At 28.7% G+C, this 13,305-nt stretch carries 11 protein-coding genes; 9 read left to right on the forward strand and 2 right to left on the reverse strand.

Going from position 1 to position 13,305, the window contains the following annotated elements; all coding sequences use genetic code 11:
* The first annotated feature begins 1 nt into the window (after nt 1).
* Nucleotides 2–709 carry an ABC transporter ATP-binding protein gene (locus BFN48_RS00340; protein WP_069648899.1) on the forward strand — a complete coding sequence of 236 codons (708 nt, stop codon included), beginning with the start codon at nt 2–4 and terminating at the stop codon, nt 707–709.
* A 161-nt stretch (nt 710–870) separates the two neighbouring features.
* Here BFN48_RS00340 and BFN48_RS00345 read toward each other — a convergent pair whose 3' ends face one another.
* The gene (locus tag BFN48_RS00345; protein ID WP_069648900.1) at nt 871–1,449 is read right to left on the reverse strand and encodes a 5-formyltetrahydrofolate cyclo-ligase; all 579 of its coding nucleotides are present in this window, start codon (nt 1,447–1,449) and stop codon (nt 871–873) included.
* A gap of 278 nt (nt 1,450–1,727) precedes the next feature.
* Here BFN48_RS00345 and BFN48_RS00350 point away from each other — a divergent pair, with 278 nt between their 5' ends.
* From BFN48_RS00350 to BFN48_RS00380, 7 genes are all read left to right on the forward strand, one after another.
* Complete coding sequence (locus tag BFN48_RS00350) at nt 1,728–2,840, forward strand: ABC transporter ATP-binding protein (protein WP_069648901.1); 1,113 nt, start codon at nt 1,728–1,730, stop codon at nt 2,838–2,840.
* Between the two features lie 241 nt (nt 2,841–3,081).
* On the forward strand, nt 3,082–4,050 hold the full coding sequence (locus BFN48_RS00355; protein WP_069648902.1) for a PucR family transcriptional regulator: 969 nt from the start codon (nt 3,082–3,084) through the stop codon (nt 4,048–4,050).
* A 104-nt stretch (nt 4,051–4,154) separates the two neighbouring features.
* Nucleotides 4,155–4,841, forward strand: a complete 687-nt coding sequence (ftsE, locus tag BFN48_RS00360; protein WP_069648903.1) for a cell division ATP-binding protein FtsE — start codon at nt 4,155–4,157, stop codon at nt 4,839–4,841.
* Nucleotides 4,831–5,727 carry a permease-like cell division protein FtsX gene (gene ftsX / locus BFN48_RS00365; RefSeq protein ID WP_069648904.1) on the forward strand — a complete coding sequence of 299 codons (897 nt, stop codon included), beginning with the start codon at nt 4,831–4,833 and terminating at the stop codon, nt 5,725–5,727. Before ftsE ends, ftsX begins: the two co-directional genes overlap by 11 nt.
* A gap of 17 nt (nt 5,728–5,744) precedes the next feature.
* Complete coding sequence (locus BFN48_RS00370) at nt 5,745–6,881, forward strand: murein hydrolase activator EnvC family protein (RefSeq protein ID WP_242863184.1); 1,137 nt, start codon at nt 5,745–5,747, stop codon at nt 6,879–6,881.
* A gap of 115 nt (nt 6,882–6,996) precedes the next feature.
* Complete coding sequence (locus BFN48_RS00375) at nt 6,997–8,232, forward strand: S41 family peptidase (protein ID WP_083238714.1); 1,236 nt, start codon at nt 6,997–6,999, stop codon at nt 8,230–8,232.
* Nucleotides 8,233–8,291: 59 nt separating this feature from the next.
* Nucleotides 8,292–9,524 (forward strand): PDZ domain-containing protein, encoded by a 1,233-nt coding sequence (locus tag BFN48_RS00380; RefSeq protein ID WP_069648905.1) that lies wholly within the window; start codon nt 8,292–8,294, stop codon nt 9,522–9,524.
* 33 nt (nt 9,525–9,557) lie between these two features.
* Here BFN48_RS00380 and BFN48_RS00385 read toward each other — a convergent pair whose 3' ends face one another.
* Nucleotides 9,558–11,120 carry a hypothetical protein gene (locus tag BFN48_RS00385; RefSeq protein ID WP_069648906.1) on the reverse strand — a complete coding sequence of 521 codons (1,563 nt, stop codon included), beginning with the start codon at nt 11,118–11,120 and terminating at the stop codon, nt 9,558–9,560.
* Nucleotides 11,121–11,318: 198 nt separating this feature from the next.
* Here BFN48_RS00385 and uvrB point away from each other — a divergent pair, with 198 nt between their 5' ends.
* Nucleotides 11,319–13,292: an excinuclease ABC subunit UvrB gene (gene uvrB, locus BFN48_RS00390; RefSeq protein WP_069648907.1), complete on the forward strand. Its 1,974-nt coding sequence runs from the start codon at nt 11,319–11,321 to the stop codon at nt 13,290–13,292.
* Nucleotides 13,293–13,305 lie beyond the last annotated feature (13 nt).

A 13,305-nucleotide genomic window follows, 5' to 3' on the forward strand; every position in this document is an offset into this window, starting at 1 on the left:
TATGTTAAAAGTTAGAGAGGTATCAAAGATATATGAAAATGGTAGAGGAATACAAGATTTTACTTTAGATGCTAATCAAGGGGAAGTTATTTGCTTAGTAGGTCCTAATGGAGCAGGTAAAACAACTATAATAAAAATGTTGGCTGGAGTAATGAAAAGTGATAGCGGCATGTGTGCTATTGATGCTATTCCCACTGTTGATGTAAATGCGAAATTTAAAATAGGATATTTGCCTGAAAATGTGTTTGTATATAATAAATTAACAGTATACAGTTTTTTGAGATTTGTAGCTACAATGAAGGAAATTACTAATTTTGAAAAAGAGATAAAAAGATTTCTTTTTGAATTTGAATTGTGGGAATATAGAGATGAACCTATAAAAAAATTATCAATGGGAATGAAGAAAAAGATAGGAATAATAATTGCATTTCTTGGATACCCTAGCTTAATTATTTTAGATGAACCGACAAATGGGTTAGATACTAAAGGGATTATTTTTTTAAAAAATGAAATAAAAAAAGCTAAAGAAGAGGGATGTATAATTGTGATTTCAAGCCACATTTTAGATTTTGTAAAGCATATAGGTTCAAAATTTATTTTTATAAAATCGGGGAAAATTGTGAGGCAAGTATCTGCTTTTGAAGGAATAGATTTAGAAGAAATATACAGTGTTCTATATTTTTCAGGGAATATGTCGTGTTTTCAATGATTAGTTGTAGCCATTCAACGAGGAAACAGAAAAAACATTTTTTGTTTAAATTTTATATATTGTTATATTCTAATACTTATGTAGCTGATATAAGTTTTCAAAATAAATTAGAATATAAATAATATTAAAATGAATAAAGATGGGTTAATAGCTGATAGCTGTCAGCTGTTAGCCCTTTTTACGATACCTTTTTCTGTTATTATATAATCTACAGGAATATCATGTTTTTCTTCGTTTATTTTTTCAACAACTTGAAAGTCAAATGCTAGAGCTACTTTTGGTACTGATTTACTTATATTAAGTAAAAATTTGTCATAATAGCCTCCACCATAACCTATTCTATAACCCCTTTTATCAAATACAACTCCTGGAACGATAATCAAATCTAAAATTTGTGAGGAAACTTTTCTTATGTACTCTTTTTTAGGTTCTAATATGCCGTATGCACCAGTTGTAAGCTCATTGTCATAATCTTTTAACTCTGAAAGAAGCAATTCTCTGGATTCTGTTAAACTTATAGGAATTATAATTTTTTTGCCTATTTCTAAAGATTTTTTGATTAATTTTTCTGTTTTTACTTCATTTCTAAAATCAATATAAGTCATAATATAATTAGCGTTTTTATAAAGTGTTGTATTTATTAATAAATCTATTATTTTATCACTTAGGTTGACTATATCTCTATTAGAAAGTTCTTTTCTTTTGTTAAGTACTTTTCTCCTCAATTCACTTTTTTCCATGAACTCACCTCATTAATATCGTTTTTCGCTTTTCGATTTTTATTTAACTAACAGCGAATGACGAATACCAAATTAATTTTACATTTTACATTTTCAATTTTACACTTTTAAACTCAGTACCTAGTACTCAGTACCAAGTACCTATTATAACTATACCATATCTATTGTGCATATTGTTTAAAATTATCAATAATTTTTGTTTATTATACCAATAGAATTAATCAATTAATTCATGTAAACTTATATATAAATAAGGAATTTACAAAGGGGGCATTTAGATGGCAGGTTTAACTTTTAAGAATATCTACAAAATATATCCTGGTAATGTAACAGCTGTAAAAGACTTTAATCTTGAGATAAAAGATAAAGAGTTTATCGTTTTAGTAGGACCTTCAGGATGTGGTAAATCAACAACACTAAGAATGGTTGCTGGATTAGAGGAGATTTCTAAAGGTGAACTTTATATTGGAGATAAATTAGTTAATGATGTACCGCCAAAAGACAGAGATATTGCGATGGTATTCCAAAACTATGCATTATATCCTCATATGAGTGTATATGATAATATGGCATTTGGATTAAAGCTTAGAAAAGTTCCTAAAGCAGAAATAGATAGAAAAGTTAAAGAAGCTGCTAAAATTTTAGGAATAGAAAATTTACTTAATAGAAAGCCAAAAGCTTTGTCAGGTGGTCAAAGACAGAGGGTTGCTTTAGGTAGAGCTATAGTAAGAGAGCCTAAAGTGTTTTTAATGGATGAACCATTATCAAACTTAGATGCAAAGTTAAGAGTGCAAACAAGAACAGAGATAATTAAGCTTCATAAAAGGCTTCAAACTACATTTATATATGTTACTCATGACCAAACAGAAGCAATGACAATGGGAGATAGAATTGTTGTTATGAAAGATGGAGTCATTCAACAAGCTGCAACTCCACAAGAAGTATATGAAAAACCTGCTAACTTATTTGTTGCAGGATTTATAGGCAGCCCACAGATGAACTTCATTGATGTTGTTATAGAAGGAAATGATGTAAATGATTGCAATTTAGTATTTGGTAATGTAAAGATAAAATTGCCAGAAGGAAAAGCTAAGATAGTTAAACAAAAAGGATACTTCGGAAAGAAAGTAGTAATGGGTATTAGACCTGAAGATATACATGATGAAAAAGTATTTATAGAAGCTTCAAGAGATAGTGTTGTTAAAGCTAAGGTAGAAGTAACTGAAATGATGGGTTCAGAAACTTATCTATATATAAATATTGAAGGTAATAATGCAATAGCAAGGGTAGATTCAAGAAGTAAAGCGAGAATAGGCGATGTAGTTGAATTAGCTTTAGATAAGAATAGAATACACTTGTTTGATAAAGACACAGAGATTTCAATATTATAAGGCTAATTTGCTATTAAATGAACAAAATCTTCGATTTAAATAGATTATAGGAAGATTTTGTTGAAATCCATTACGGAAATTATATTTTAAATTATCCACTTTTCAAAAAAGTTTATAATTTCCTATGGATTATAAGAAAAATAGAGGATATTGAAGAAAAAAGCAGAAGAAATTACATATAGAGAGTTTCTTCTGCTTTTTTATGTCCAAAAATGTTTTATAATATAGAATAGGTGGTATTATGTTAACAAAACTAGAAATTGAACAGATATTAAACAAAATAAGTGGAATTATTGGAGAAAGTGTACTATTAGTTAACGAAGCGGATAAGAAAGAAATTTCGACAGATAATGTAGAGTGTATATGTAGTTTTATGTTAGATGGTGAGGAATATTATTTATTTGTAAAGCACGATGTTGAATTGACAGATAGAGAAAAAGCTTTGATAAAGATAATTTTAGAAGATATAAGTATTAGTGATATAAAAAAACAAAATGAAGATATCAGAAGCTTGTTTTTTGAAGATTTAGATGAGCAAAGAATAAAAAAATTTTTAAAAAATATTGGAATAGAATTAGATAAAGATTTAGTGGTAGCAATTATAAAGAGCTATAATGAAGCAGAAAATTCAGATATTATTGCAATTATTAACAATATAGTAGATGACAATGTTATATTTTGCAGATTAGATGATGACTTGTTTGGAATTATTATTCAGAATACCGAAGAAATTACAGAAATACTAATACAAATCATAAAGGCTATTGAAACAGAACTTTTACAAAAAGTTGAAATTGGAGTAAGTTCAATTAATTCTCCCCTTAATATAAAAAAAGCTTACCAAGAAGGCAAAACAGCTTTGCTATTAGGACGTAAGTTTAATATTCCAGAGAATATATATTATTATGAAAAACTTACAGTATATAGAATATTATCTCAGATAGATGAGAGAATGTTATTAAGTATTTATGATGAAACTTTAAAATACGGTATACAGCAGTTAAGCTCTGATGAAATCAAAACAGCAATGTATTTTTTTGAGTGTAATTTAAACATTAGTGAAACTGCAAGAAAATTGTATATTCATAGAAATACGTTGATATATAGGTTAGATAAAATACAAAAAGATACAGGGTTTAACTTGAGAATTTTTAGTGATGCTCTAGAATTTTATCTATTATTGTTGATATATAAAACTTTAGATAGATAAATTGATACTACTTACCTATATTTGGAATAAAAATTATGAAGGAAATATAAGTATTGTGTCGAATTGAATTACTGAGAACATGAGAAAAGGACTGGAGTGGTAAAATGATAGACTTCATAAATGTTAGTAAAGAATACAGTAATGGTGTAAAAGCATTGTCGAATATAAATATTCACATAGATAAGGGTGAATTTGTTTTTATAGTTGGTTCAAGTGGTGCTGGTAAATCGACATTAATAAAATTACTTTTAAAAGAAGAAAATCCTACAGAGGGTAAGATATATCTAAACAATATGGATATTACAAAAGTTAAAAATAGAAGAATACCTTATATTAGAAGGAATATAGGGGTAGTATTTCAGGATTTTAGATTATTAAAGAATAAAACAGTTTATGAAAATGTAGCATTTGCTATGGAAATAGTAGGAAGTTCGTCAAAAGAAATAAGAAGACAAGTACCTATGGTGCTGAGCATGGTTGGATTGAGTAGCAAAGCCCATAGTTATCCTGATCAATTATCTGGTGGTGAGCAGCAGAGAGTTTCAATAGCTAGAGCTTTAGTTAATAGACCAACAGTTTTAATTGCAGATGAGCCTACAGGAAATCTTGATCCTGATACAGCATGGGAAATCATGGGATTATTAAAAGAAATAAATAGAAGAGGAACTACGGTTCTTATGGCCACCCACGCAAGAGATATAGTAAATGCTATGAGAAGAAGAGTTATAGCTTTAGAAAATGGAAGAGTTGTAAAAGATGAATTGAAGGGTGTGTACGACTATGAAGTTTAGATTGTTTAAAAATATCATTAAACAGGGCTTTGTAAGCATGTGGAGAAATCGAATGATGAGTTTAGCATCCATTGGTTCTGTTATGTCAGTACTAATTATTCTAGGTATTGTATTAGTGATTGTATTAAATATAAATAATTTAACTAGTATGACCAAAGAGCAGTTTGATGAAATACAAGTTTATCTTGAAGATGATATAAATCAAGACCAAATTGAGAAGATTGGAGAAAAGTTAAGAGAATTAAATGGAGTGTTAGCTGTTATCTATCAGTCTAAAGAACAGGCTTTAGAGGTATTAAAAAAAGAATGGGGAAATGAAGCGTATTTACTTGAAGGATTAGAAAAAAATCCATTACCTAATTCTTATATAATACAGCTTAAAGACATTAAGTATACAGAAGATGTAGTTAATTATATAAATGGGCTAACTGGGATTGAAGATATAAAATATTACAAAGATATTGTTGAAAAAATGATGACTATATCGAATTTTATAAGAGTTGGTGGACTTGTGGTTATCAGTATATTAATTTTAGTGTCGATATTTATAATTTCTAATACAATAAAGCTTACTGTAGCAGCAAGAAGAAGAGAGATAAATATTATGAAGTATATAGGTGCTACAAATGGGTATATTAGAGGTCCATTTATTTTAGAAGGTATTTTCCTTGGAGCTATTGGTTCACTTTTAGCTATATTGGTGGTTTACTGCAGTTACAAATATTTATCTTTAGTTATTAACGAGAAATTGTATGTATTGTTTACAGTATATATAATTCCTTATTATGAAATTCTTGATGATATAGCGATTATGTTTACGGCAATTGGGATTGGAATAGGTGTTTTAGGTAGCATTGTATCTTTAAGAAAGTTCCTTAATGTGTAAAAAGGGGGGACAGGCTATTGAACTTTAGAAGAAAAATATCATTTTTATTAATTATGATCTTATTGATAAACGTATCTTTTGTTTATGGATCAAGTGGTGATGTAGATAAAGAAAGGAAAAAATTACAAGAGGTTAATAGAGGTTTAGATAAGCTTAGAGAAGAATTAAAACAAAATAAAAGTAAATATAGCAAAGTAGCGAGAGAAATAAAAAAGTTAGACCAACAGATTGATAAGGCAGATAGAGAATTGTATGAAGTAGAAAAGCAACTAGAAGAAATTAATAAAGATATTGAAATTACGAAAAATGAACTTATGCAAGCAGAGAATAATATCAAAGCGAAGAAGGATATTTTAAACTCAAGACTAAGAGTTATATACAAAAATGGAACTATTGGATATTTAGAAGTACTTTTAGAGTCTAAGAATATAAGTGATTTTCTTTCTAGGTTAGACATGGTAAAGAGGATAATAGATCATGATGTTGATATACTAAAATATATGAAGGAACAGAGAGATATTATTTCTACCAAAAAAGAAACCTTAGAAGATCAATTAAATATGGTAGAGAACATAAAAAAGAAAATGGAAGACAAAAAAAATCAGCTGTTAGTTGCTACAAGAGCAAAAGAGAGTATGATGAAGGAATTAAAGAAGAATATTAAGGAGCTTGAAAAGCAAGAAGATGAATTAGTTAAGCTATCAAAGAAATTAGAAGCCGAGATAAGGAAAAAGCAAATAGCTGCTAAATATGCTGGTGGTAAGATGCTATGGCCAGCACCGGGTTATTACAGAATAACTTCATATTTTGGTTATAGAATACATCCTATTCTTAAGAAAAAGAAACTTCATACAGGTTTAGATATAGCAGTTCCTCTAGGCGGTAAAATAGTAGCAGCTAATGATGGTGTTGTTCAATATGCTGGATGGCTTGGAGGATATGGTAAAGTAGTTTGGATAGACCACGGTGGAGGAATTTCAACATTATATGCTCACAATTCTCGTTTATTAGTAAAGAAAGGACAAAAAGTTAAAAAAGGACAAGCTATATCCAAAGCAGGAAGTACAGGATATTCAACTGGTCCACATTTACACTTTGAAGTAAGGAAAAACGGTAAAGTTGTAAATCCATTACCATGGGTAAAAGGCAAATAAGCAAGTGGGTACACTTGCTTATTTAACTTTTTGAAAAAAACTGGCTATGGTGGTATAATGTTTACATATGTTTAATAAAATAAAATACTAGAATATTTTACGAGGTGAAATATTGATGATAACAAGAAGAAAGGCATTGTATGGAGCTATTATAATTGTTATACTTTCAAGTTTATTTACTTTTACCATTAGTAATATGATTCAGATTACAATAAAGGATAAAGTTGTAATTACAAAAGATTATTATGAAGATTTGGTAGCAACTTATGAGAAATATAGTAAAGCTATTGCACTGGAGAATTTTATTAAGAAGAACTATTTGAAAGATGTAAACGAAAAAGATTTACTAGAAGGGCAGTTAAAAGGTATGTTTGAGGCTTTAGGAGATCCTTATTCAGTATATATGACTAAAGAAGAGTTTGCTGATTTTATGGAACATACAAAAGGAACTTATCAGGGGATTGGTGTAATAGTAACTCCTGGAGAGGATAACTTAATTACTGTAGTATCACCCATAGAAGATACTCCAGGAGAGAGAGCGGGAATAAAAACAGGTGATAAAATAATTAAAGTAAATGGGAAAGAATTTACTGCTGATAAAATGGATGACGCTGTTAAATTGATGAAAGGAAAACCAGGTACTAGTGTAAATATTACTATTCTTAGAACAGATAAAGATGGAAATAATAAATTTATTGATTTAAATATAGTTAGGGAAGAAATAAGATTAAAAACAGTAAAATCAAGAATGTTGAAAAATAAAATTGGTTATATTAGGATAGTATCTTTTGATGAATTGACTTATGATGACTTCAAAAAACATCTAAATAACCTTAAAGATAAAGGAATGAAAGGATTAATTATAGATTTGAGAAATAATCCAGGCGGATTATTAAGTGAATGTGCACAGATAGCAGATGAGCTTATGGGAGAAGGAGTTATTGTTTATACTGAAACAAAAAATAAAGAAAGAGAGTATTTAAAGTCTGATTCTAAAAAATTAGGATTACCTTTAGTGCTAATTGTAAACGGTGGTAGTGCGAGTGCTTCAGAGATATTAGCAGGCGCTATAAAAGATACTAAAACTGGAATTTTAGTAGGTACTAAGACATTTGGTAAAGGAATAGTTCAAAGAATAAAGCCGTTAAGTGATGGTTCTGGATTTAAGTTAACAGTTTCGGAGTACTTTACACCTAGTGGTACAAATATCCATGGTATTGGAATATTACCAGATGTAGTTGTTGAGTTACCTGAAAATGTACAGAAGATAGGAGTAGATAATATTAAAGAAGATGTACAGCTTAAGAAAGCTATAGAAATAATTGATTCAAAAATAAAAAATAGCCATTAGTTATCCTAATGGCTATTATCTGTATTAGGGAATAGATACTTGGTATTGGAGTGTTCCATATGATTAAAATTGTAGAGATATTATATTTATCAGTCTTAACACTAATACAAGTGTTTTTAAATCCAGTATATTGGGGGATAATAGTCTTATTATATTTTCAATATAAAAAGATTGGCAAAATGGAGAAAAATATATTGGGTATAAACAAAAAATCAAATTTTACGAGAGTTTTTTCATCTATGGTAAAGGGGACTTTAGGAGGTGTTTTGGGCAGTTTAATCATTATTTTATTAGGAGTTACAATACAGGCTAGCGATTTTAAATACATATTTTTAATTGCAGTTATTTTAATGTTAATTCATCCTCGATTTATTTGTTTTTCATATGCAGGAGGCATTATATCTTTATCATATTTAATATTTGGTTATCCAAAGGTGAATGTATCAAGTATAATGGCTATTGTCGGTATTTTACATTTAATAGAAAGTTTTTTAATTTTAGTAGATGGTGATTCGACTAAAATACCAATATATGTTGAGAGAAATCAAAAAATAGTGGGCGGATTTAACATGATGAGATTTTGGCCTATTCCTTTTATAGTATTATTGACAGTTGAAGGGATGATTGGCAGTGATGGTGTAAATATGCCTAATTGGTGGCCTTTATTTAAACTTGATAATGTATTTTTAAATACAGATAATATAATATATGTGATGATGGGAGTTGTTGCAGCTTTAGGATATGGTGATATGGCTGTTAGTGACTATCCTGAAAATAAAGTGAAGGAATCTTCTAGGAACTTATTTATATATAGTATTTTATTAATAATATTATCTGTTGTATCGACTTATATATATGCTTTCAAATATATAGCTGCACTGTTTGGACCTTTAGCTCATGAAGGTTTAATACAGATAGGTAGAGCTAAGGAAAAGAGGGGGCAACCTAAATTCGAATGCCCAGAATTTGGAGTGAAAATTTTAGATGTAATGCCAAATGAAATTGCAGGAAAGATAGGATTAGAACCTGGTGATATAATAATTTCTATTAATGGGGATCGAGTGAATAGTAAAGATGAAATCCAATATATTTTATCAAGTTATCCAACGTACATATGGATAGAATATATAGATAGAAATGGGAAATATCAGACTAAAGAGTACATGGATTATAAGTATGGTATAAGAAAACTAGGAATTTTGACAATTCCGAGATATTCAGCTTATTCATTTGTAGTTAAAGAAATAGAAAGTCCACTTATGAAATTAAGGAAAAAGTTTAAAGATAAATAGAAAGGAGCAGCATAGGCTGCTCCTAAATTATTTTCAATCTTCCAAATCGATAGCATAGATTTTGCTGTTTACTCCACTGTGAAATGAAGGGTCAACATCAATAAAAATTTGTTTAACATTACTATTATAAAACGTATTTTTTGATATTGAGTCAGATATTTTTTCATAACTTTTATCATTTATATTATACATATATAAGCTAAATTCTGCATCAATTATTTTTCTTACGAGTAGTATTATTTGATTTTTGTCTATAATAGAGTATTTTTCAATATCAAAATCATTTAAATTATCTATATTTCCATTAATTAAGTCTAATACATTTAAAATATTTCTACCATATTTTTCATCGTATTTTAGAAATGCTATACTGTATTTGCTTATAAATTTTATTGAAAAACCTTCAGAGACTTTCTTAATTTCATCTTCTGTTTTTAAATATATATTAAAGTTTTTTGTGTTATTATTAAATTCAGTGAAAATCAAATTATTATTATAGATATCAAAGTCGCCAATTTTTTTATCTATTTCTATAATTTTATTTGTCTTATTGTTTTTGACATTGTATAAATATATTGATGAATTTTTATTTTCAGAAGTACAAGAAAAATAAAGTTTATTATCTTTCCAGATTATATTATCTATATTTAAGAAATCAGTATTTTGGATTTTTTGAACAATATTATTTTTTAAATTTATTAATATTAATTCTGAAAATTTTCCTGTATCTTCAATAACGGCTATATAATTAGAATTACTGTTTATTTTAGCTGTTTTTATGATATTATGAGTAGAGTATATCTTACTGGATGTATTTGTTTTTAAGTCATATACGTTTAAAGACTGATAAGGCTCATCGTTATTTTCGATAGTACTATATTCACTATAAATTAGCAATTTGTTTGACAAATCCAGTATTTTTCCTTCTCCACAGTATTTTGAAATTATTTTTTTATCTAAATGAATAATTTCACCTGTATCAGAGTCTACTTTGACTGTTAAATTAGCTAAAAGATTATCTGAGAGTGTTCTATCAAAGACATTATCAAGGTAGACTTCCCAAACTAGTTTATCATCTTCTTTTACCAAAAATAATTTTGGTGCAGAACTTGGTGTTATCTTGAGCTCTGCGTAAATTTTACTTAGTATTTCATTTTTATTAAAAGTTAGATTGATAGGTTTGTAATTTGTGCCAACAATTTTAAATGATTTATTATTTAATTCACTGACATTCATATCATCAAACCTTATAATTAATTGTGGAATTACAATATCATTATTTTCTGTAGATAATATCCGAGTTGTATAAATTATTATTTCATTGTTAAATAGCGTTATTTTATCAATAATAATATCAGCACATTCAACGACTCCTAAATTGACTAGTATTTTGGGAGAATTATTAGAATTTAATATTTCTACTTGAGGTAAAATAGTCTGGAAGCCTTTTGTAAGAGAAGATTTCTCTACTGTAAAATCTATCGTTTTCTCTACAGCTATGTCAGCTTCGTTTTTGGTACTAATCTCCATTTCTGTTTTATAGCTACACCCACTTAGGGTAATACAGGCAAATAGAATTAGAAATATTTTTTTCATAATGTTAACCTCCAATCTCACTTTATATTATTCGACAAATACTAATTAAGACCTTCCTATTTTTAAAATTAGATTTTATTAAACTGTAATCTGGTAAAAGGCAAAAATAATATATATTGACTTAAAAAATATAAAAATATATAATTAAAGCGAACAAGTGTTCCGAAAATTTAGGATATTATTAATTGAGGTGAAATAATGGGGCAATTTAAAATAAAATCTGATTTTAAACCAACAGGAGATCAGCCCAAAGCAATAGAGGCTTTAGTAGATGGGATAAATAACAAATTAAAACATCAAACGTTATTAGGAGTAACTGGTTCAGGTAAGACTTTTACAATGGCTAACATAATTGAAAGAGTGCAAAAACCAACCTTAGTAATTGCTCACAATAAAACACTTGCTGCTCAATTAGCCAGCGAATTTAGAGAATTTTTTCCAGAAAATGCAGTAGAGTATTTTGTTAGTTATTATGATTATTATCAGCCTGAAGCCTATGTTCCCCAAACCGATACGTATATAGAAAAAGATGCTTCTATAAATGATGAAATAGATAAATTAAGGCACTCAGCGACAGCTGCATTATTTGAAAGAAAAGATGTAATAATTGTTGCAAGTGTATCGTGCATTTATGGTTTAGGAGATCCGATTGACTATGAAAATCTAGTTTTATCAGTTAGACCTGGGATGATTAAGGATAGAGATGAAGTTATAAGAAAATTAGTGGATATTCAGTATGAGAGAAATGATATTAACTTTGTCAGAGGGACTTTTAGGGTAAGAGGCGATATTGTTGAAGTTTTTCCAGCGTCTTCAAATGAAAATGCAGTTAGAATAGAGTTTTTTGGAGATGAAATTGATAGAATAGTAGAAGTAAATGCACTTACAGGTGAAATTATTGGTATTAGAAATCATGTTTCAATATTTCCTGCATCTCACTATGCAACATCAAGGGAAAAAATAGAAAGAGCTATTAAGAGCATTGAAGAAGAGCTTAAAGAAAGGTTAAATGAATTTAAGGCCCAAGGCAAACTCTTGGAAGCTCAGAGACTCCAACAGAGAACAATGTATGATATTGAAATGCTTAGAGAAATGGGATACTGCCAGGGAATAGAGAATTATTCAAGGCATATTAGTGGAAGACCGCCAGGTAGTAAACCATATACGCTTATTGACTATTTTCCTGATGATTTTCTAATGATAATAGATGAATCTCATGTTACAATACCTCAGATAAGAGCAATGTATGCTGGGGATAGGTCTAGAAAAAAGACATTAATAGAGCATGGATTTAGATTGCCTTCTGCTTATGATAACAGGCCATTGAAATTTGAAGAATTTGAAGAACTTATAAATCAGGTAATATATGTAAGTGCAACACCTGGTCCATATGAAATAGAGCATTCACAGAAAATTGTTGAGCAAATTATACGTCCTACAGGGTTACTTGATCCAGAAGTTGAAGTAAGACCTACAGAGGGGCAGATTGATGATTTAGTTAAGGAAATAAACTTAAGAATTGAAAAAGATCAGAGAGTTTTAATAACTACTTTAACAAAGAAAATGGCTGAAGACTTGACGCAGTATCTAAAAGAAATAGGCATTAAGGTTACTTATCTACATTCAGATATAGATACAATCGAAAGAATGGAAATAATAAGAGATTTAAGACTTGGTAAATTTGATGTTCTAGTTGGTATAAATTTATTGAGAGAAGGTTTAGATTTACCTGAGGTATCTTTAGTAGCAATTTTAGATGCTGATAAAGAAGGGTTTTTAAGATCAGAGACATCTATGATTCAAACAATAGGTAGAGCAGCAAGAAACTCAGAAGGTAAAGTTATAATGTATGCCGATACTATTACTAAATCTATGAAAAGAGCTATAGATGAAACAAATAGAAGAAGATTTATGCAGATGGAATATAATAAGAAGCATGGTATAACGCCGCAAACTATAAGAAAAGGTGTAAGAGATATCATAGAAGCGACAAAAGTAGCTGAGGATAAGGATAAATACGGCTTTGATAATGATAAGAAAATGAGTGATAGTGAAATAATTGAATTGATAAAGAAACTTGAAACAGAGATGATGAAGGCTGCTGAAAAATTGCAGTTTGAAAGAGCAGCTGAGCTTAGAGATAAAATTATGGAATTAAAAGAAAAGCTATAACAGATGAGGTGAA

The sequence above is a fragment of the Caloranaerobacter ferrireducens genome (genome assembly GCF_001730685.1).
GTDB lineage: Bacteria > Bacillota > Clostridia > Tissierellales > Thermohalobacteraceae > Caloranaerobacter > Caloranaerobacter ferrireducens.

Coding starts and splice junctions, on each gene's coding strand:
- BFN48_RS00340 (WP_069648899.1), top strand. CDS start 2: ATGTTAAAAGTTAGAGAGGTATCAAAGATATATGAAAATGGTAGAGGA.
- BFN48_RS00345 (WP_069648900.1), bottom strand. CDS start 1,449: ATGGAAAAAAGTGAATTGAGGAGAAAAGTACTTAACAAAAGAAAAGAA.
- BFN48_RS00350 (WP_069648901.1), top strand. CDS start 1,728: ATGGCAGGTTTAACTTTTAAGAATATCTACAAAATATATCCTGGTAAT.
- BFN48_RS00355 (WP_069648902.1), top strand. CDS start 3,082: ATGTTAACAAAACTAGAAATTGAACAGATATTAAACAAAATAAGTGGA.
- ftsE (WP_069648903.1), top strand. CDS start 4,155: ATGATAGACTTCATAAATGTTAGTAAAGAATACAGTAATGGTGTAAAA.
- ftsX (WP_069648904.1), top strand. CDS start 4,831: ATGAAGTTTAGATTGTTTAAAAATATCATTAAACAGGGCTTTGTAAGC.
- BFN48_RS00375 (WP_083238714.1), top strand. CDS start 6,997: ATGATAACAAGAAGAAAGGCATTGTATGGAGCTATTATAATTGTTATA.
- BFN48_RS00380 (WP_069648905.1), top strand. CDS start 8,292: ATGATTAAAATTGTAGAGATATTATATTTATCAGTCTTAACACTAATA.
- BFN48_RS00385 (WP_069648906.1), bottom strand. CDS start 11,120: ATGAAAAAAATATTTCTAATTCTATTTGCCTGTATTACCCTAAGTGGG.
- uvrB (WP_069648907.1), top strand. CDS start 11,319: ATGGGGCAATTTAAAATAAAATCTGATTTTAAACCAACAGGAGATCAG.